Origin of the sequence: Paraglaciecola algarum, assembly GCF_021532655.1 — a bacterium.
GTDB classification, from domain to species: Bacteria; Pseudomonadota; Gammaproteobacteria; order Enterobacterales; family Alteromonadaceae; genus Paraglaciecola; species Paraglaciecola algarum.
In genome coordinates, this window is sequence record NZ_JAKGAS010000002.1 from 1 (window position 1) to 20,980 (window position 20,980).

General features: G+C 40.2%; 14 protein-coding genes. 10 read left to right on the top strand and 4 right to left on the bottom strand.

Features of this window, described 5'->3' with window-relative positions; all coding sequences use genetic code 11:
- Positions 1-323 precede the first annotated feature (323 nt).
- The 5 genes from L0668_RS03490 (at position 324) to L0668_RS03510 (ending at position 8,381) form a co-directional block, all read left to right on the top strand.
- Positions 324-863: a gamma carbonic anhydrase family protein gene (locus L0668_RS03490; RefSeq protein ID WP_235310691.1), complete on the top strand. Its 540-nt coding sequence runs from the start codon at positions 324-326 to the stop codon at positions 861-863.
- A gap of 154 nt (positions 864-1,017) precedes the next feature.
- Positions 1,018-2,448 (top strand): c-type cytochrome domain-containing protein, encoded by a 1,431-nt coding sequence (locus L0668_RS03495; RefSeq protein WP_235310692.1) that lies wholly within the window; start codon positions 1,018-1,020, stop codon positions 2,446-2,448.
- Positions 2,448-3,662, top strand: coding sequence for an NHL repeat-containing protein (locus tag L0668_RS03500; protein ID WP_235310693.1), 1,215 nt, complete (start codon positions 2,448-2,450; stop codon positions 3,660-3,662). Before L0668_RS03495 ends, L0668_RS03500 begins: the two co-directional genes overlap by 1 nt.
- A gap of 4 nt (positions 3,663-3,666) precedes the next feature.
- Complete coding sequence (locus L0668_RS03505; protein WP_235310694.1) at positions 3,667-6,918, top strand: DUF1553 domain-containing protein; 3,252 nt, start codon at positions 3,667-3,669, stop codon at positions 6,916-6,918.
- Between the two features lie 14 nt (positions 6,919-6,932).
- The gene (locus L0668_RS03510) at positions 6,933-8,381 is read left to right on the top strand and encodes a DUF1501 domain-containing protein (RefSeq protein ID WP_235310695.1); all 1,449 of its coding nucleotides are present in this window, start codon (positions 6,933-6,935) and stop codon (positions 8,379-8,381) included.
- Positions 8,382-8,439: 58 nt separating this feature from the next.
- On the opposite strand, the gene L0668_RS03515 is transcribed toward L0668_RS03510, so the two are convergent.
- From L0668_RS03515 to L0668_RS03525, 3 genes are all read right to left on the bottom strand, one after another.
- Complete coding sequence (locus L0668_RS03515) at positions 8,440-9,156, bottom strand: FadR/GntR family transcriptional regulator (RefSeq protein WP_235310696.1); 717 nt, start codon at positions 9,154-9,156, stop codon at positions 8,440-8,442.
- 460 nt (positions 9,157-9,616) lie between these two features.
- Entirely contained in the window at positions 9,617-9,778 is a 162-nt protein-coding gene (locus L0668_RS03520) for a DUF2986 domain-containing protein (RefSeq protein ID WP_235310697.1), read from the bottom strand.
- Between the two features lie 286 nt (positions 9,779-10,064).
- A complete protein-coding gene (locus tag L0668_RS03525) occupies positions 10,065-11,111 on the bottom strand; it encodes a helix-turn-helix domain-containing protein (protein ID WP_235310698.1) in 1,047 nt (348 codons plus the stop codon).
- A gap of 160 nt (positions 11,112-11,271) precedes the next feature.
- Between L0668_RS03525 and L0668_RS03530 the strand changes: the two genes are divergently transcribed.
- Positions 11,272-12,822 carry an amidohydrolase family protein gene (locus tag L0668_RS03530; RefSeq protein WP_235310699.1) on the top strand — a complete coding sequence of 517 codons (1,551 nt, stop codon included), beginning with the start codon at positions 11,272-11,274 and terminating at the stop codon, positions 12,820-12,822.
- 231 nt (positions 12,823-13,053) lie between these two features.
- On the opposite strand, the gene L0668_RS03535 is transcribed toward L0668_RS03530, so the two are convergent.
- Positions 13,054-14,508, bottom strand: a complete 1,455-nt coding sequence (locus L0668_RS03535) for a sulfatase (protein WP_235310700.1) — start codon at positions 14,506-14,508, stop codon at positions 13,054-13,056.
- A gap of 326 nt (positions 14,509-14,834) precedes the next feature.
- On the opposite strand from L0668_RS03535, the gene L0668_RS03540 reads away from it, so the two are divergent.
- The 4 genes from L0668_RS03540 to L0668_RS03555 are packed head-to-tail and all read left to right on the top strand — an operon-like array spanning position 14,835 to position 20,845.
- Positions 14,835-17,135 (top strand): PVC-type heme-binding CxxCH protein, encoded by a 2,301-nt coding sequence (locus L0668_RS03540; RefSeq protein WP_235310701.1) that lies wholly within the window; start codon positions 14,835-14,837, stop codon positions 17,133-17,135.
- Positions 17,136-17,142: 7 nt separating this feature from the next.
- Positions 17,143-18,306, top strand: coding sequence for a Gfo/Idh/MocA family protein (locus L0668_RS03545; protein WP_235310702.1), 1,164 nt, complete (start codon positions 17,143-17,145; stop codon positions 18,304-18,306).
- Between the two features lie 41 nt (positions 18,307-18,347).
- The gene (locus L0668_RS03550; RefSeq protein WP_235310703.1) at positions 18,348-19,727 is read left to right on the top strand and encodes a divalent metal cation transporter; all 1,380 of its coding nucleotides are present in this window, start codon (positions 18,348-18,350) and stop codon (positions 19,725-19,727) included.
- Positions 19,727-20,845 (top strand): Gfo/Idh/MocA family protein, encoded by a 1,119-nt coding sequence (locus L0668_RS03555; protein WP_235310704.1) that lies wholly within the window; start codon positions 19,727-19,729, stop codon positions 20,843-20,845. Before L0668_RS03550 ends, L0668_RS03555 begins: the two co-directional genes overlap by 1 nt.
- The last annotated feature ends 135 nt before the right edge of the window (positions 20,846-20,980 follow it).

Sequence of the window (20,980 nt, forward strand, 5' to 3'; positions counted from 1 at the left end):
TCCGATTCGATGTCAACAAAATATTTTAATTTATTTTAAACTAAACACTTCGCTGCATCCCGCTAAATATAAAGCCTTAAAGGCATTACACTGACAAGAGATATACTAGATATTTCTTGTCTCGAAGGTCACCGTTTTGGCTGACTCCCCGAAGCGAGGTGCGCATTATAGAGATAACTTCTCCCACTGCAACCCCTTTTTTAATCTTTTTTACTGTTCGGTTAGTTACTGAGCAATTAGGCTAGTTAAACATCAATTTCGACCTGATTTGTCAATATTCTTTGTTATTATGATCTCAAGTAAATGAATTCACCGGACTAAGAATGACAATTAGACAGTACAAAAACACCAGCCCCAAAATTGGGAATGATACCTATATAGATAAGTCAGCTGTGTTAGTGGGTGATGTGACTTGCGCCGACGATGTGAGTATATGGCCACTTGTTGCAGCTAGGGGTGATGTTAATTATATAAATATAGGAGCTAGAACCAATGTGCAAGACGGAACTGTGCTGCATGTCACTAGAACAAGTGAAAACAACCCTAAAGGTTTTCCCTTAATTATTGGTGAAGATGTAACAGTTGGACACAAGTGCATGTTACATGGTTGTACCTTAGGTGACCGTATATTAGTAGGTATGGGAGCAATAATAATGGACGGTGTGATAGTGGAAGATGATGTATTCATTGGAGGTGGGACTTTAGTACCGCCAAATAAAACCCTGAAAAGCGGATACTTATATGTAGGCAACCCAGCCAAACAAGCTCGACCATTAAAAGAAGAAGAGATCCAATTCTTAAAACAATCAGCAGTCAATTACATCAAACTAAAAGATGAATATTTAGCAGAACCTAACAACTAATCACATATAAGGAATGAACTAACCACAGAGCATCATACATATAGATTAACAAAATTAGTTATAAATAAGATAAAACTGTTAACAATAAACATTGATACGTATATGAATCATGTATTAGTATATAAATTATGTTCTGTCGTGTTTAGAGTTTATTGTGGATTTAATTCAGTTTTTTGGTCGTTTCCATGTATTAGTCTTACATTTACCCATTGGTATTTTGCTGCTCGTTGCTCTAATTGAAATACATACCACTTTATTTCAAAAAGAAAGAGCCAAGTTACTTAACCAAGTTTGGTTTTGGGGCGCAGTTTCGGCGATCTTTGCCTGCATTCTGGGATACATGCTTTCATTAGGCGGCGGGTATAATGAAAACGCGGTATTTATACACAAGTCATTTGGCATATCTGTGGCTGTCACCGCAATCATTTGCACACTACTATTCTCCTATAAAAAGAACGTGGGGAAACTTCTAACCAGCGCTCTAGTCAGTCTGCAGTTGTTTCTACTATTCGCCACAGGCCATTACGGTGCTAACATGACTCACGGTGAAACATACTTAGTTGAGCATGCGCCTAATTTTGTAAGAACTATTGCTGGCTTTGAACCACATAAAGCACCGCGCCCAGCTATCACTCAAATTGATCAAGCAGACATTTACCTAGATATTGTACAACCCATATTAAAAGCTAATTGTGTTAGCTGCCATAACGATTCAAAAGCGAAAGGGCAATTAAACTTAGCCAATATTGAAGGCATTAAGAAAGGCGGAAAGATCGAACATACTCTTGGCGACGGAAAATTAAGCAATAGTGAACTATATAAACGCATCACCCTAGACGAACATGATAAAAAATTTATGCCTGCGGAAGGCAAAACACCTTTAACCGACACTCAAGTTAAAACAATCGCTTGGTGGATAAAGGCTGGTGCTCCAATGTCAGGAACATTACAAGCGTCTACGTTATCTAAAGAAGACAAAAAAGCCCTTTCACAAACATTGGGCCTAGCACCCGCAGACAATGCCTGGCCGCTAGCCAAGCGAACTGAAGTTCCTGGAGAAGTGATTGGTCAATTACAGAAACAAGAGTTCTTAGTTAAAACCATCGCAAGCAAAATCAATTATTTAGACGTAGATTATTCGTCAAATTTACAAGCCATTTCAGATGATGCTATTTCAGCACTTGTATCAGCAAAAGACTATATCGCGTACTTAAACTTGATTAACTCCCAAATTACTCAAGAGCAAATTGCTGAAATATCCCAGCTCCCTAATTTACTTAGATTGCGCTTAAACAAAACGCCTGTCAGTGATGAAGGGATCAGGTCCTTACAAACCTTACCCAATCTAGAGTATTTAAACTTATTTGGTACCCAAATTAGCGACTCAAGTTTACGTACCCTGACCGAGTTCCCTAGCTTAAAGCAGGTTTATGTTGGTCAAACTGGCGTAACACAAACAGCTATATCTGAAATAGTTGCAATCAAACCTGATTTACAAGTCTTTGCTTTATCCAACAAACTCGCTGAGTTTCAAGAGTCAACTAAACAAGCATTGGGCAAAGAAACTAAAAAGGCGGCCAAATAATGTCTAACAAAATATCATCAAGTAATAAAACTAAAACAGGTTTTGACTGCAGTAAACGCCAGTTTATGAAGAACAGTTCAGCGCTGAGTTCTGCATTATTATTGTCGGCCTTTAGTCAAAGTTCAGCCGCCCATGAGCCACCTAAAAAACCTTTACCAAAGGCTTCTCGTGAAAGTGCCCACGGAAAAATCATTGGCCATGGTGATTTTAAATACAAGGTAAATTACTTTTGGGGCAACTTAGATCCACATAAAGTGCCTGTAGAAAACTGTCACGGCTTAGCTTTTGATTCCAAAGGTCGCATCGTTATGGTGACGGATAACGATAAAAATAATTTCGTTATCTACAACAAAGATGGAAAACTGCTTGATGCTTGGGGCACTCAATATCCTGGCGCTCACTCAGTTAAAGTAAATCACGAAAATGGCGAAGATTTTATCTATATAGTTGACAGTGGTTGGGTGCTAAACCGCAACTGGGATGGAGTCACAACAGGTAATTGGAAATCAGCCAAAAATAAATTTATTCCGCAGCAAGGTTTTATCAGTAAATTAACCTTAGACGGCAAACTAATTTATACAATTGGTCATCCACTAACTATTGGTATTTATCAGCCCTCAGATCCATTTCGCCCCACAGACATCGCCATTGCCGACAATGGCGATTTATATATAACTGATGGTTATGGCTCTGATCGACTCATTCAATACAATCATAATGGTCAATATATCCGTCATTGGGGCGGTAAAAACAATCAAGATCCCAACTATAACTTAAGTAATACCCATGGCATTGGCATTGATGTGCGTAATCCTGCCGATCCTCATTTAGTCGTCAGCTCAAGAGCTGCGAATGAACTTAAGTTATTTGAAATGAATGGCAGATATCGCAGCACAATTCAAACCCCAGGCGCATTTGTAGGCGGCCCAATATTTAAGAACGACTACGCTTACATTCCTGTCTGTTGGTCAGTGGTTGACGGTAAACGTCAAAGCAACTCTGGCTTTATTACTATTTTGGATAAACATAATAAAGTTGTCTCAAATCCAGGTGGTACCGAACCAGTTTATAAAAACGGAAAATTACAAAATATGCATACCACCTGGGATGTATTTAATCACTGTCATGCTGTGTGTGTTGATGAGGATGAAAACTTATACGTTGGTCAATGGAACTCCAACCAAACCTACCCCATAAAATTAGAGCGAGTGTAATCAAATGTTTTCTAAATTAGTTACCGCAAAGTTCAAAACAATATCCGTACTTTCTTCAGTATTGGGCTTAGTCGCCTGTGGCAACGATTCATCTATGGATGCAGAAACAGCACTGCATGATTTGCCTGAAGTGGTTGACTACAACTTTCACATTAAACCTATTTTATCTGACACTTGCTTTTTATGTCATGGGCCAGATTTGCCTAATGCTAAAGCCGGACTTAGTTTAAATACCTTTGAACGCGCTACAACTCATGTACTCGAGTCTGGTAATCACGCCATAGTGCCAGGCAAACCTAAAAAAAGTGAAGCCTTACAGAGGATCACATCAACTGATCCCAATATAATCATGCCACCTCCAAACTCCAATTTAGTCTTGTCTGACCGTGATAAGGCCATGATTAAAAAGTGGATTAAGCAAGGTGCAGAATATAAAAAGCACTGGGCATTTATCACTCCACAAAAACCAGCATTACCCAATGTCAAAAACAAAGATTGGCCAGTTAACCCACTTGATCACTTTGTACTTAAACAAATCGAAGATAAAAACTTAACCCCATCAGAACAAGCCAGTAAAGAAACCCTCATTCGCAGAGTATCTTTTGACTTAACCGGCTTGCCACCAACGATAGAAGAAATTGACCAATACTTGGCAGACGATAGCGACAATGCTTACGAAAAAGTTGTAGACCGTTTATTAGCTAGTGATTCTTATGGTGAACGTGTGGCCACTGAGTGGTTAGACGTGGCCCGATATGCCGACACTCACGGTTATGCCACCGACCCGTTCAGAGATGTATCCCCCTATCGCGATTGGGTCATCGAAAAATTTAATCAAAATATGCCCTTCGACACATTTATTACTTGGCAACTTGCTGGCGATTTATTACCAAACGCAACAAACGAACAAAAGCTAGCCACAGCCTTTAATCGCATGCATACCCAAAATAATGAAGGTGGTCTGGTACTAGAAGAGTTTCGCGTAGAATATGTAAAAGACCGCGTACAGTCGGTGGGTACAGGTTTACTTGGCTTAACGCTACATTGCGCCCAGTGTCATGATCATAAATATGACGACGTTCCCACTAAAGACTATTACCAAACCTTTGCCATGTTTAACAACAATGATGACTCAGGGCAAATATCTTGGGATGCCAACGATATGCCAGTACCCACTATGTTGTTGCCTACAAGAGAACAAAAATCAGCACTGGAAGAAATAAATAGTAAAATAGAACAAGCTCAAGCCGAGGTGAAATCTGCGGCTCAAAACAGCGATGATGCATTTAAAATTTGGCAAATACAAAGAGCAGCCGTTGACCTGTTGGCAAGAGATGCGCTGGTTGCGCACTATCCACTGGACTCAAAGGACAGCACTAAAGAAATCCTGAATAAAGTGCGCAAAGATAAACACGGCAGAGTGTTATTTAGTTCAAATAAAAACCAAAAAACGGGGGCTGACTTAGTTTACCAAGAAGACCAAGGTCATCAGGCCATATTACTTAATGGAGATGATGCATTATATTTTCCTGACGAAAATCATTTCAACCGAGCAACACCACTTACCGTAGCCATTAAAGCTAAGTTAGCAGAGTCGACTAAAGAAGCGGCCATCTTCCATCATAATAAATCTTCCACTTTATATGCTTACAAAGGTTTCGACTTAAGTATTGTTGATGGTCACTGGTTGGTACGTTTTGCCCACACTTATCCTTACAATGCAATTGCCATGCGCTCTGAACAGCCTATTAAAACAGGCCAGTGGCAACACTTAGCGATTACCTACGACGGCTCATCAAAAGCCAGTGGCGTTAGTCTTTATATTAATGGCGAGTCTATTCCGTTAATTATTGAGCGAGATAACCTATATAAAGACATCAGTCACCCTGCAGAAGATTCCCTTGGTTTAGTGGCAGGATTAAAAGTCGGAGCGCGCTGGCGAGATCGCGGGGCTGCAGACAGTTTAGTCAGTGATTTAAAGGTTTGGTCTAGAGATTTATCAAAGGTTGAAATACAAACCAATGCGAAACAAGCCTTTGGCGAAACTTATAGCCAGTCACAAATAAACGACCCAGCTGCGTTGCAAGATTTTTACAATAAACGCTACAACCAAAACTACCTTGAAAAGGTAGCGCAGCTAACCAAGTTACGAAATGAATATAACAGCTTAAATGAACCCATTAACGAAATGATGATAATGCAAGAATTAGAGGGTGAGCGCCGTCAAAGTTACATACTAGATCGAGGCTTGTATTCAAATCATGGCGAAAAAGTTGAGCCGGGTGTACCCGAAGCCGTTTATCCTTTCGACGATTCCTTACCTAAAAATCGAATTGGTTTAGCTAAATGGCTAACGGATCCGCAACATCCGCTTGTTTCTCGCGTAATTAGCAACCGTTATTGGGCCATGTTAATGGGCGATGGCATTGTTCGCACTCCAGAAGACTTTGGTAGCCAAGGCAAACTGCCCACTCACCCTGACGCGCTAGACTGGCTCAGCCGCGAATTTGTCGACTCTGGTTGGGATGTTAAACATCTAATAAAAACCATAGCTATGTCGGCAACATACCAACAAAGCTCAGTGGCAGACAAAACATTAAAAACGATTGATCCAGAAAATACCTTGTTTGCCCGAGGCCCAAGGGTAAGACTCACAGCCGAGATGTTAAGAGACAATGTGTTAGCCGCAAGTGGGCTACTAGTGAATAAAATAGGTGGCAAAAGTGTTTATCCATACCAGCCAGAAGGTTTATGGAAAATGAACCGCGCTGAGTATAAACAAAGTAAAGGTGACGATTTGTATCGTCGTAGCATGTACACAGTCTGGAAACGTAATGCGCCGCCACCCAGCATGCATAATTTCGACACACCCACTCGAACTTATACAGTAGGTGCACGCCAAGCTACCGACACACCATTGCAAGCATTAACCATGATGAATGATTCGCAATTTGTTGAAGCTGGCCGAGTGTTGGCAGAAAAAGTCATAACAAATACAGCAGATAATAATGAACGTTTAATTCAAGTTTATCGTTTGTTAACCAGTCAATATCCTGATGAAAATGAACTAAGTGTGATGAGCGAGATGTATACCACATTCTTAGATAAATACACTCAGGCACCAGAAGAAGCTGAGCACCTATTAGCAATAGGTGAAAAATCACCTCAGCCATCATTAGGCAAAACCATAGTGGCTGCATTAAGTGCTGTTGCCAACTTAATTATCAATCATGACGCTACCGTTATAAAACGCTAAGCTGGAGATAAAAAGTGAACGAATTAAATCGCAGACAGTTTTTAAAAGCAGCGACTTTGACAGGTACCGCTGCAGGCTTATCCGGTTTGTCAGGCCTTACTCTTGCTGACAATGCCGAAGACAAAAAATTAATTTTGCCTGATAACAGCTTAAATGGGGTGTTAGGCAAACCACACATGCCAGCTAAAGCCAAACGAATGATCTACTTATTTCAAAGTGGTGGACCATCACAAATGGAATTATTCGACTACAAACCCATGTTGAATAAAATGCACGGCCAAGAAATACCTAGTGAAGTCCGTGGCGATACTAAATTGACCACAATGACAGCTCAGCAAACTTCGTTACCTTTAGTAAAATCAGTATTTAATTTTAAACAACATGGAGAATCTGGCGCTTGGGTGAGTGAGTTATTACCTCACACTGCCAAAGTAGTCGACGACTTATGTTTTATTAAGTCTGTACAAACTGACGCCATTAACCATGATCCCGCAGCCACCTTTATTCTAACTGGATTTCCAATTGCCGGCCGGCCTAGTTTAGGTGCATGGTTAAGCTATGGCTTAGGTAGTAATAACAACAACTTACCGCCATTTATTGTGTTGTTGACCAACCAAAATAAGGGCCAGCCGATATTTGCCCGACTGTGGGGTAATGGTTTCTTACCTTCAATCCACCAAGGTGTAAGGTTTAGAGCGGGAAAAGATCCTGTATTATTCGTGAATAACCCCAAAGGCATAGACAGACACGACCGACGCGAAATGTTGAGCTATCTGTCCAAATTACATGGCATTCAATACGCTAAAACCATGGATGACGAAATCCACTCGCGCATAGCTCAATACGAAATGGCTCAACGCATGCAAACCTCAGTGCCAGACGTAAATGATTTTTCTGATGAGCCAGACTGGGTATTCGATATGTATGGCCCTGATTCACGTACGCCAGGTACGTTTGCTGCCAACTGTTTGTTAGCTCGTCGTTTAGCCGAAAGAAACGTTAAGTTCACTCAACTATTCCATCGTGGCTGGGATCACCACAGCGGATTACCAGGTGGTATTCGGCAAATGTGTAGAGAAACTGATCAAGCTTCTGCTGCATTAGTCGCAGACCTAAAACAAAGAGGTTTATTAGACGACACCTTAGTGGTTTGGGGTGGAGAATTCGGCCGCACCAGTTATTGTCAGGGAAAATTTACTGAAAAAGCCTATGGACGAGACCATCACCCCAATGCCTTCACTATGTGGATGGCAGGCGGCGGAGTAAAATCTGGCATGTCTTATGGCGAAACCGATGACTTTGCTTACAACGTGACTAAAGATCCAGTGCATGTGCATGACTTACATGCCACTATCATGCATTTAATGGGAGTTGATCACGAAAGGCTTACTTTTAAATATCAAGGCCGTCGGTTCAGGTTAACCGATGTGCACGGAAAAGTGGTGAAGGATATTCTAGCTTAAAATAAACGGTTAATAGACCGTAGTTATTCAATTATAACTACGGATTAACTTGAACAAATTACACCAAACTGCATTCAGTTAAACGGCTCATTACTTTTGATAAATGGGCTTGAATAGCTGCCTTGGCTTTTTCACCATCGCGCTGCATTAATGCGTCACATACAGCCACGTGTTCATCTAGTTTAGGTGTAGATCCTTTGTCCCGTAATTTAAGATGAAACCTTTTACTCACTTCTGACAATTCACGAACTTGCCATAACCACTCGTAAATAGGTACAAGCGCTCCATTTCTAGTGGCTGTGACTATGGCTAAATGGAAAGCATGATCAATTTTTTCAGCTTCTTCAATATCGCCTTGCTCAATGGCGTCAGACATAGAGACCAATAATTGTTTAAGTTGTAAAAGCTCATCATTACTGATGCGTTGCGCGGCTATCTTAGCGGATTCAGCCTCTAGTAGCATCCGAGCTTCTAGCACTTCAAATGGTCCAGGTAAATCTTCATTAGCAATAGTAGTTGTCATTTTGCGAGATGAGTCTAAAGCATAAATGCCTGAACCAGAGCGGATCTCTACTAAACCACTCACTTCTAAAGCAATCATAGCTTCGCGAATGGTTGAACGGCTGACACCATAATCCGCGGCTAACTCTCTCTCAGCGGCAAAGCGAGCCCCTACTTTCACCTCACCATTTCGCACCATTTCAGCCAACTTATCAGCGATTTGGAGATATAACCTTTGGCTAAGGTGTTCGGCATTAGGCATAGAATGTTTCACTTTAAAAGTCGTCGTTTAATTATTTATTGAGTTGGTTGGCCAGTATAAGGTAACTCTAATGCCTATTCACTAACTCTTCGATGTTAAGCTTGCGAATACTCACTCGCTCGCAGTTCAATGTTAAACCTTTAATTGGTATCAGACCAATTGTATAACTCCCCATTTAAAATGACAATCACCTACATTTTGGCATGACCAGTAACGCTAAATTAATTCACGCAAGCAGTTATTCGAGTTAAATATTAAAACTGCTCCAAGAAGGCAATCAATGGTTGACTGGATCAGACGCTGACCTGCTATGAGCAATTATTAGGTCGTGAAATGGACTTGAATGAAGAGAAGGTCGCAAAACAATTTTTTGATACTTACGCCCGAGGATTTATGAGCACCTACTATTAGTATATTTGCAATCTTCGACCAGAATGGCATAACTCCAATTACTACAAAAAATCACCCAGTATTATTCGTTCAATATGTCTTGATTATTTTGTTTATCTTCAAGAGCCATTTTTTCACGATCAGCCTTACAGATATATTTAGGCTTTTTCTTACCTGACAATTTAGCATTCGCTTTCTTAGCTCTAGCTTTTAATATTTGATTGCCTTTTTTACGACGATTCATAATTATCTACTTATTACTTTATAGCCGAATATATTACCATCATCTCTACTTAAATTTAATTTTTTGGCTAATTTATTGTTGCATTCTTTAAATCAAAAAAGTGCTAATTAAAAAATAATAGGGTTCGTTTATAGCACTGCTTTGTTCATACAAAGTAAAAACCTTATCATTTGTTATGATCAACCTAGGAACTAACAAGATCAGAAAAAAAAATAAACAACCGTTTCGCTTTTGATGTCTAACTAATCCATGTAATTAACAATAAAACCATACTAATACCTTGGCTCTATTGCACTTTTTTGTACTGGCTAGGGGTTAAACCTACAACTCGCTTAAACTCTTTATTAAAATTAGACTTGCTACTAAAGCCTGAGTTACTGCTCACCTCAATAACACTCAATTCTGGCTGTTCGTTCATGATGCGCTTGGCCTCTGCAACTCTACGGTCATTCAAAAATTGAGAAAAACTTTTTCCATAACAATAATTAATTGCATTAGATAATTGCCGTGCAGGCACCTGTAGTTTTTTAGCCGCTTCTGTCAAAGTAATACCAAAATCACGCTGATAGATGTTCTGGGCTTCAACTAAAACTTTCCAGCGTTCAAACAACGATGTTAGTTCGATATGGTCTGCTTTTATCTGTGTGTTTTTTTCTACTGTTTTTTCGCCAAACTCGTACATCCACTCCATTAATACAGTGCGACGTAAAGCCGCGCTTATGGTAATGACGCTAATTAATAATATAAAGGAAATACCCAATGGAAATGAAACCGTTTGGGTAAGTGGTGTGCCGTTTGAAATCTCAATGTAAATGCCTATTTCGACCAAAATATTTATTAACATGACACCCGCTAGAATAAACAACCACAGGGTTGCTGTAGACGCGTAAGTACCTAAGTGACTCAAGTTTTTCGAACCGCCCCATAAAACAATCACTATCAAACAAAAATAAACGCAATAACTAGCCAGTATTGCCATATCGACCCATTTACTAAGTGGGCTCTCACTCACTATTGATAACGCCACCAGCAAAGCGGGTATGACATGCAACCAATCCCTTGTCAGCAGGGCCTGCTCTTTTGCTCGCCGGATACTTTGATAATAAAGATACAACATAGGGCCCAGCAACATGGTAATGGATGGCCTAAGGAAAAGTAGTGGAAATTGAACCTTGTGTAACTGAATAATAAACAGAGCACTTAGGGTGGCGTACATTAAATAATTAATACCAAGTAAACTAGAAGGTAATCTGCGCTTCGCTTGCACAGTAAAAAAGTGTACCGCGAGTAACAGATACAAGATCAAATTGAGAAGTTGAATATTGCTAAGCATTGCAGTCATAACCAAGAATGATAACCAACTTAATCTGAACTAAACATCTCAATTTTCATTGAAAATGCAATAAAACAGTCCTCGATCGCGTTTTAGGTCGTTAATAAGCTTATTTCGGTCAAATATGAGCCTTCAAAACTTACTTTAACTGGAACGCTCGATGACTAATAAATCTTTTTATAACCCAGCATTACACTACCACGTAAAAATTTTTCTCATGGTTAGTGCCTATATATTAATAGTGCTAACAAACATGTTAACCAATACAGTGCATGCCAACCAAGCTGATAACAACAGTCTGCTTATTCGTAATGCTCGCATCGTTTCTGGCGATAACCCAACAGCAAGTGCCACCCGCGATGTGCTTATACAAGGAAATACCATCATAGCCGTGGGCGAAAATCTACAACATCAAGGCAAAGTCATCGATGCCACAAGCAAATACCTAATACCAGGCCTGATTGACACTCATGTTCATTTAGGTGGAATACCGGGCTACAAAGATGATGGCTCAATGAACAAGGAATTGGTCGAAAATACTTTGCAACAAATTCCTCGAAACTACTTATATTTTGGTTTCACCACACTTTTAGATCTCACTGGGAGCGCAGAGTTTATTGACCAATGGAATAGCAATGAACTTGCCCCACAAGCACTGCGTTGCGCACCGGTTACCATTCCTAACGGTTACCCTATGGCTTGGTTAGATAAACATGAACAATTTCTAGTACCCCATGCTAAATATATGCTTTTTGATTCATCGCAAAAGCAGTTATATCCAACTAACTTTAACGCTGTGCAACACAGTCCTAAAGCTATAGCTAACCGAGTCAAAACCGACGGAGCTACATGCATTAAAGTATTCTATGAAACAGGTTTTGGCCCAAAGAAAGGCTTGCCAGTGCCCGCAGTAGAACTAGTTCAATCATTGGTAAAATACGCTCATGAGTTGGGTTTACCTGTCTACCTGCATGGCAATTCGCAAGTCTCTTATGAATTTGCGCTGGCCACAGGTGTAGACACAGTTGTTCACGGTATGTGGCATTGGGGCTCATTTCAAAATGCCAGCCAAGATAAACTCAAGATATTTGCCAAAAAATTTAGTAACAAAGATATTGCTATACAGCCAACCATTCAGGTAATACACGGTGAGCAAGAACTGTTTAACAACGCATACTTTGACGATGAGCGGGTAATTAACACTATGCCTGCCGATTTAATTAAGTGGTTTAAAAGCGAGCAAGGACAATGGATGACAGAAATTATGGCCGCGCAGTTTTTGTTCTCCAGTAAAAACAAAAAGGAACTTTATAGTAAAGTGAAAACAACTTACAAAACCCCGATTGAACAAGTCAATCTTATGAGCCACTTACTTGCTGAAAATGGCACCACATTGCTGTTTGGTAGCGATACGCCGAGTGGGCCTTTTTATACTCAGTTCCCTGGCATCAATGGCCGATTTGAAATGGATCGCTGGTTAGATGCAGGCTTGTCACTGCATCAGCTTTTTGCGGGATTAACCATCAATAACGCTAAAAACTTAGGCATGCAAAATACCATTGGCCAAATCAAACAAGGATTTCGTGCAAACTTACTATTGTTAGATCTCAATCCACTTAAAACGATTAATGCTTACGATTCTATTAATTGGATTATTATGAATGGCAAATTTATTGAAAGACAATCTTTGGCAGTTAGCCACGCTGAGTAGACTAACCGACAAAGTGCAAAGCTATTTCATCATTAGGAAAAAACAAAGGTAGTAGCCAAACGAAACATCTTCAATTTGTTTGGTATCTTAAAAATTAACCAACTATAGATTCAACTGATTAGCTCAATGTGCAAAAAATATGGTAATCATGAAAATATATATAAAAACCAATACTAAGGCTCCGATAATATATGAATTAAGAGCCCTTGATCGCCAGCAATATTTATAAGCCTAGTATTTATCATTCTTCAACATGCGAGCTTTTAGCACTGGCAACATTTGATTCACAATATCTGGGTGCAGAGCAGCTACGTTATTCGTTTCCTTTTCAGCACTGTTGTGGTCATAAAGTGCAACATCTTTACCGTTAAATAAGGTTAATCTATAACCTTGCATTCGTAAGGTATGATCTTTGCCTCGGTAAGAATAGGCGTATTGCCCTTTCGCTTTGGGATTGGCCACTTGATCAATGATCGAACGCCCGTGAATGTTTTGTGGATCTGGCAGACCAACCAATTTCGTTAAGGTTGGAAAGATACTAGCGGATTCGACTACTGCGGTTGTGCTCACACCACGCATAGGCATATTTGGATAAGAAATCAATAATGGTGAACGTAAACCTTCTTCATATAAATTATGTTTACCCCAAATGGCGTGTTCACCTAAGTTCCAACCGTGGTCTCCCCATAGCACCACTATGGTATTTTTATCTGCCCCAGACTCTTTCAGTTGTTTGAGTATTTTTCCTACTTGAGCATCGGCATAACTCACACTTGCAGCGTAATGGCGGCGAACTTGTTCGGCGAAAGTGTGGTCTGTAATTGGATTTTTACCCCAGCGATTATACTTCATAAATTCGCCAGACCCATGCCAAGTGGATAATCCCAGAGGTTTATTGGGATAAGGGATTTCAGGAAATTCAACGCCTTCGTACAAATCTAAATATTTTTTCGGTGCACCAAAAGGTAAGTGAGGTTTGATAATGCCTACCGCCAAAAAGAATGGAGTGTGTTTATCTTGACTCAAGAGTTTTAGTTGTTTGATTGCTTCGTCAGTAATCAAACCATCAGGATAAATACTATCACCGCCCTCTGCCGACTGAAACAAGTCCATGTCTTTTGCGTTGTTACGCACTTCACCATGAGCTAAACCGTGCATCATACCTTTAGGAGTTTGCCATTCACCAACTGGCATTAAATGCTTGGTCCATGCATTAGGCATTTCTAATTTCGTATCATCAGCCCAACCTTCGCCACCTCGACCACCGGGAAGGTGAGATACCTTCCCTACCGACACAGTGGTATAACCATGCTGCTTAAACCACTCCGGCATACTCGGTGAAACCCCTTTTAGGCCATTTTTAATCGCCTTTCCCCGTAATTGCAACGCACTGTTATTACTAGGCCCATAACGACCTGTTAATAATGAATACCTTGACGGCCCACAGCTAGGAGAGTTTACATATTGATTTAAGAATACTCTGCTATTGGCTGCTAGTTCATCAATATTTGGTGAATGAATATGCTTCGCTCCAAATGATTTCAACTCAGGACGAAGATCATCAATAAACAAAAATAGTATATTTTTTTCTTGGCTAGGCTGCTTTATTGTAATCTGAGAAACATTATTTGACGTACAACTTGATAAAAACCAAATAAAAATAAAACTGACTTTCACTTTTTTCATAGCAATTACTCGCGAGGTGTAAAGAGGAATCTATCAGACCAAAATATCAAACACAACAAACAGTGTTACATAAAAGGAGTTTTCAGATATGTCAGAATAACAAAACCTAACTAATTTATAACATTCTAACTAAATTAATTGCTTGAATCTCAATGTGACTATTTTATACTAACCCAATTGGTCAGTCCAAAGTAAAACTGAGTTATTACAATATGAAACCTTTATTTAAATTTTCTTCTGCAAAGCTAAAAACGACTGTTATAGCGTCAATATTATCACCTATATTATTACAGGCTTGCTCACTCAAAAGTCCGTCTGAGGTTTCTATGAAGCCAAATATTGAACTGCCAGCAACAGCCCCCCAAAAGTCTAATCCGGGTGACAGAGAAGGCCACGTCATGACAAAAGTGGTGCCTGAAAATATTATTCCACCAGCACCCATTTTAAACCTAGAACAAGCCATGAACTCGTTTGTAGTGCATCCTGATTTTGCGGTAGAAATAATTGCAGACAGCCCACTAGTGTTTGATCCAGTTTTTGCCATTTATGACGCAGCAGGACGTGTGTGGGTATTAGAAATGACCACCTACATGCAAGATACACTCGCCTCTGGTGAAATGGAACATGACAGCCAAATTGTGATGTTAACCGACACAGATCAAGACGGCACTATGGATACACGCCAAGTAATATTGCCCAACTTAATCTTACCCAGAGCACTAGCTTTTATAGATAAAGGTATCATCTGGGCAGACAATGTGAGCTTATATTTCTCTGAACTATCAGATAAAAACGGCAATGTGAGTGTTATTAAAACTGAGGTTGTAGATAAAGATTACGCTAAAGGAGGTAACGTCGAACATAAACCAAACGGTCTGTTATTTAGTTTAGATAATTGGTACTACAACGCTAAATCAAATAAGCGCTATCGTCCTTATCCTTTAAACGCATCGCTTCCAGCGGGTACGAAAGAAATTTACCGCAATCAATATTGGAAAATGGCTATTGGCCCCACAGAATTTAGAGGGCAATGGGGTATTAGCCAAGATGATTATGGCCGCCATTACTTTTTACATAACTCAGACCCAATACAAACTACGTCTTTTTTACCCAATGTAGCTATTAGAAATAACAAACAAGAATTTCCGAAGAGTCTGCTAGCTCAAAACATTGGCAACAATGATGTTTATCCAGTTCGTGTAACTCCTGGAATAAACCGCGGGTACATGGAAGGTATGTATGACAAAGATTATAAATTAAAGAAAAACACAGCCGCTGGTGGGCCGGTAATTTACCGAGGTAATCAATACCCAGAACAATATAGTAATATTAGTTTAGTCACCGAACCCGCTGGAAATTTAGTTCGCGCCAATAAATTTATTGAGCAAGATGGGATTGTTTCTGGCCAAAATTTATTTTCACAGCAAGAAATACTGGCTTCAACAGACGAAAGATTTCGCCCTGTAAGCACTAACAATACGCCTGATGGCACAACCATGATAGTGGATTTTTATCATGGGGTTTTGCAACATAGAACCTTCTTAACTACTTATTTATCTGATCAGATAAAGTCTCGTGATTTAGAACGAAGTAAACATATTGGGCGTCTTTACAGGTTAAAACACAAAACCTCTGCCATGCCTAAAGTGGAGTTTTTAGATAACTTGTCGGCAGCACAACTTCTGCCTTATTTAAGCCACGACAATGGTTGGCATCGAGATATGGCGCAGCAATTGTTGGTAATGAAGCAAGATAAGTCTGTGGTTAATGCATTACAAACTATAGCAACATCTAGTGCTAATCATTTAGCGCAAATAAAGGCCTTATGGGCATTGGAAGGTTTAGACAGTAATTCTTTTGAAATCCTCAAACAGGCTGCCAATACAAATAATACAAAAGTAAAACGTAGTGTTTATAGACTCATAGAGTTACTACCAACCTCTACTGCGATTAAAAATTGGTTAGTTGAAGAAAGTAAGAACGCCAATCAAGAAGCCGCTAATGTATTAGCCTTGGCTGCGGGGACACATAGAGCCTGGCAAGCAACGGCGACTATTATTAATCAATTTGGTACAAGTCCTTTTGTATTAGCTAGCTTGGCAAATAACGAAGTAGAGTTTTTAACTGCCAGCAAAACAAGCATACCAGAACAAGCTGGTAGTGAAATTGAAGCGCTTAGTAAGGTTGTTAAACAAACCTCATCAAAACTATCAGGTGCTGTCGCCAAAAGCGCGGAACGAGGTAAAAACTTATTTAATGGAGAAGCGGGCTGTTTCGGCTGCCATGGAGCCGATGGTGAAGGCAACCCAGCCATTCCCCCGCTAAACAAAAGTGAGTGGGTTACGGGTGATGCCAAAAAGTTAACCGGTATTTTATTACACGGTTACAGCGGGCCAATTAAAGTTCGAGGCAAGACTTATGATAACGGCATGGTGATGCCTGGATTAGCAGCCAACCCACACTTTAAAGACCAAGATATTGCTGATATCGCCACCTATATTCGTAATACTTGGGATAACAAAGCTAAGGCAGTCGACAAAGCAACGGTTCAAAGTGTGCGCTACCATACAAAAGAGCAATCTATCCCCTATACCGCCGAAACAATAAAAAATATCAAAGGACACTGAGACTACTATGAGTCAACAAACTATCAAACTTGGTGTAATTGGTTTAGGTAATATTGCCCAACAGCATATTAATAATGTTACTTCTGGCGCAGTTGAAAATTGCCAAATTACCGCTTTGTGTGCTCGCACTGACACCGGATTAGCCAAAGAACTTAATGCTCAACACTTTACTGATTACCGAACATTAATTGATTCAGGCAGTGTTGATACAGTACTCATTGCCACGCCTACCCTGTCTCATTTTGCTATTGCTAAATATGCCTTAGAAAAAGGCTTACATGTGATGCTTGAAAAACCTATTGGTTTGTCGAGCTGGGAAGGTGAGGAGCTGTTAAAAATTAAACCAGAAAACGTTCAGTTTGCCTTGATGTTAAACCAGCGTACTGATCCTACCTTCGAAAAAATGAAACAAGTAGTTGATAGCGGAGTATTAGGTGAGATTAAAAGAACCCATTGGACTATGACCAACTGGTTTCGCCCTGACATTTATTTTCAAGTCAGTGATTGGCGCGCCACTTGGAAAGGCGAAGGCGGCGGTTTGTTAGTTAATCAATGCATTCACAATTTAGATATTTTTCAGTGGATATGTGGTGTGCCTAATCAGATCACTGCTTTTTGTGAATTTGGCAAATATCACAATATTGAAGTAGAAGACGAAGTGACTGCTTACTTACGCTACAACAATAAAGCTACAGGGGTATTTATAGGCTCCACAGGTGAAGCTCCTGGAGTCAATCGCTTTGATATTATTGGTGATAAGGGCAGTATCCATTTTACTGTTGTTGACGGGAATGGCCAATTAACTCAAAAATTGAATGATCAAAGCACAGCCGACTTCTGCGCAAATACAGATGAAATGTTTGGCATGCCCAAAGTGACCGATTCAGATATCAGCACTGACGAAAAGGTTAATCAACATGCCATTATTATGAACAACTTTATACAAGCTATTCATGGTGGAACTAAATTAATCGCACCAGCTGAAGACGGGTTAGCGTCGTTAGATATTGCAAACGCTATGTTGCAATCTACTTGGAATAAGCAAACAGTATCGTTACCTCTAGATAGGCTTCACTATCAAACCTTGTTAAACGAAAAAGCTTCCAATTCAGAGTTACGGGTCAAATCGAAAGTAGAAGCTAAAGTCGATATGAACGCTTCGTATCGTTAAAACAGCACATTCACTAATCATAAAAATAAAGAGTATTAAATATGAGTAACAGCAGCGAAATAGCGACTCTCCAAGCTTTATCCGCAAAACCTTGGTATGCACGTGTGCCAACCTACCTAAAGTTGAGTGGCCCAGGTTGGTTACAAGGCGCCATGACATTAGGTGGCGGTAGTGCTGTTACCTCATTAACCATAGGCGCTCTTTTTGGTTACGAACTTTTGTGGGTGCAACCTGTTGCTATGATCATTGGTTGTATCATGCTGTTTGCTTTGTCACACCAAACTTTACATACCCAAGACAAACCTTTTGAAGCCATGAAAAAACACGTCAACGCGCCTATTGCTTGGGGTTGGGCAATTGCGGCTTTTGCGTCGAGTATCATCTGGGGTTTTGCCCACTACCCTTTAAGCGCGGCTATGCTGGAAGAGATTATCGTGGTAGGCACTGGTTTTTCAGTTGATAAAGATTCAGGCACAGCGCGAGATATGTACCTATTAGTATTAGCCATTATCATTTGGGCAGGTGTGGCGTTTACTGCATGGAAATACGGAGATCACGACAATGAAGGTGGCAAGAACAATGCAGTTAAATATTTCGAAAATGGCATAAAAATACTCAGCGGCTTAATCATTATAGCTTTTGCTTGGGTTGTGATTAGCGCCTCATTAAATGGCAAAGTTGATTGGGCGGCAGTAGCAGCGGGTTATATCCCAACCTCATTTCCATCAGACGCTCAAGGTGTCACTATTGTTATGGCCGCCTTAGGAAGTGCAGTAGGCATCAATATGACCTTTATCTACGGTTACACCTTACTACATAAAAAATGGACTAAAGATCATGCTGAATTATCGCGTTACGATATTGGCCTAGGTTTAGTCCTTCCTTATTTTTTAGTGACAAGTTTAATTTCAATTGCCGCCGCCGGAGCTTTTTTTGGCTCAGACTTAGACATTCAAGGCAAGTTAAGTCCTACCCAAGCTGGCACTATGTTTATGTCAGCGGGACTTGACGAAGTCACTAGTCGCCTAATTTTTGCTTTTGGTATTTTAGGCATGGCTATAGGCTCTTTGGTTATGCATATGTTGTGTTGTGGTTCTGCGGCAGCCGCAATGTTTGGCTGGGAAGAGAACAGCTTTAAATACAAACTCGCTTTATTAGCTCCTACTCCAGCAATTTTGGGCGTGTTTGTATGGTCAACCATGGGTGCTTATGTGGTAGTGCCTACTGCCGCAATTTGTGGTTTCTTACTACCGATTGCTTACATAGGCTGGGCGCTACTTAATAATAGAAAAGATTATTTAGGCGAGGCCATGCCTACAGGCACCAAACGCCTGTTTATCAATATTGCCATGGCTTTATGTATTGTGACTGTGCTTGCCAGCGTGGTTTATTCAACTTTAGTTAAAATGGGTTATATCTAATGGCAGAACCTGTCTCAAATAAAAAAAACACACCTAAAAAAGCAAATATGAAAGATGGTGCTAACTATGCGCCAGTAGGTATCAGTGAAGCAGTAGTTCAACCAGGAGAGTTTCACTTCTCGGTGGCTTACTTAGATCACGGTCATATAAATGGTCAAACTAATGGCTTAGTGCAAGCAGGTGGCACATTAAAATACGTGTATGACACTGACCCCACTCGCCTAGCCGCTTTTTGTGAAAAATACCCACAAGCAATCGTCGCCGAATCATTCGAACAAATATTAAATGATACAGATACCAAATTAGTCGCATCTGCAGCTATTCCTCATTTAAGAGCGGGAATTGGCATACGTGTTATGCAAGCTGGTAAAGACTACTTTACCGACAAGTCTCCCTTCACCACTTTAGAACAACTTGCGGAAGTTAAACAAGTTGTTCAAGACACAGGCCAAAAATATGCAGTGTATTATGCTGAGCGCCTGCACAACGAAGCTGCGTGGCAAGCAGGAGAGTTAATTAAACAAGGCGCTATAGGCCGAGTATTACAGGTAGTTAATCTTGCGCCACATCGATTAGCGAAATCCACGCGTCCAGATTGGTTTTTTGATAAAGAATGTTATGGCGGTATATTGACAGATATTGGTTCACATCAAGTTGAACAATTTTTAACTTATACAGGTGCGACCGATGCCACCATTAATTTTTCTCGGGTTGAAAACTTTAACAACAGCGATAAACCTGGCCTTGAAGACTTTGGTGAAATATCCATGACAGGCGACAATGGCGCATCTTTTTATACTCGAGTGGATTGGTTTACCCCAGAAGGACAAGCCACATGGGGTGATGGCCGTACTATTATTATTGGCACCGAAGGTAATATCGAATGCAGAAAATACAATGACGTAGCTCGCCAAGCTCCCGCATCTAAGTTGTTTTTCACTAATAATCAGCAAGAACAGGAAATTGATTGTTTAGGTCAATCAGCCTTTCCTTATTTTGGACAACTAATTTTAGATGTAATCAATCGTACTGAAAACGCCATGAGTCAAGCCCACACCTTTAAGGCTGCTGAGCTAAGTATGTCGGCACAGCAAAAAGCGGATTTAGCAAATAAATAAATTTTTTAAACTGTGTGGATACTGGGTATACATTTAGCAGAGTTTAAAGGCGTAATAACTGTATTGGGACATTTACGTAACCTACAATTATTTGATGAGACACTTTTGAGCTTGTGGTAAATTAAAATACCTCAA

Coding starts and splice junctions, on each gene's coding strand:
- L0668_RS03520 (WP_235310697.1), bottom strand. CDS start 9,778: ATGAATCGTCGTAAAAAAGGCAATCAAATATTAAAAGCTAGAGCTAAG.
- L0668_RS03545 (WP_235310702.1), top strand. CDS start 17,143: ATGAGTCAACAAACTATCAAACTTGGTGTAATTGGTTTAGGTAATATT.
- L0668_RS03500 (WP_235310693.1), top strand. CDS start 2,448: ATGTCTAACAAAATATCATCAAGTAATAAAACTAAAACAGGTTTTGAC.
- L0668_RS03525 (WP_235310698.1), bottom strand. CDS start 11,111: ATGCTTAGCAATATTCAACTTCTCAATTTGATCTTGTATCTGTTACTC.
- L0668_RS03535 (WP_235310700.1), bottom strand. CDS start 14,508: ATGAAAAAAGTGAAAGTCAGTTTTATTTTTATTTGGTTTTTATCAAGT.
- L0668_RS03540 (WP_235310701.1), top strand. CDS start 14,835: ATGAAGCCAAATATTGAACTGCCAGCAACAGCCCCCCAAAAGTCTAAT.
- L0668_RS03550 (WP_235310703.1), top strand. CDS start 18,348: ATGAGTAACAGCAGCGAAATAGCGACTCTCCAAGCTTTATCCGCAAAA.
- L0668_RS03505 (WP_235310694.1), top strand. CDS start 3,667: ATGTTTTCTAAATTAGTTACCGCAAAGTTCAAAACAATATCCGTACTT.
- L0668_RS03530 (WP_235310699.1), top strand. CDS start 11,272: ATGACTAATAAATCTTTTTATAACCCAGCATTACACTACCACGTAAAA.
- L0668_RS03555 (WP_235310704.1), top strand. CDS start 19,727: ATGGCAGAACCTGTCTCAAATAAAAAAAACACACCTAAAAAAGCAAAT.
- L0668_RS03490 (WP_235310691.1), top strand. CDS start 324: ATGACAATTAGACAGTACAAAAACACCAGCCCCAAAATTGGGAATGAT.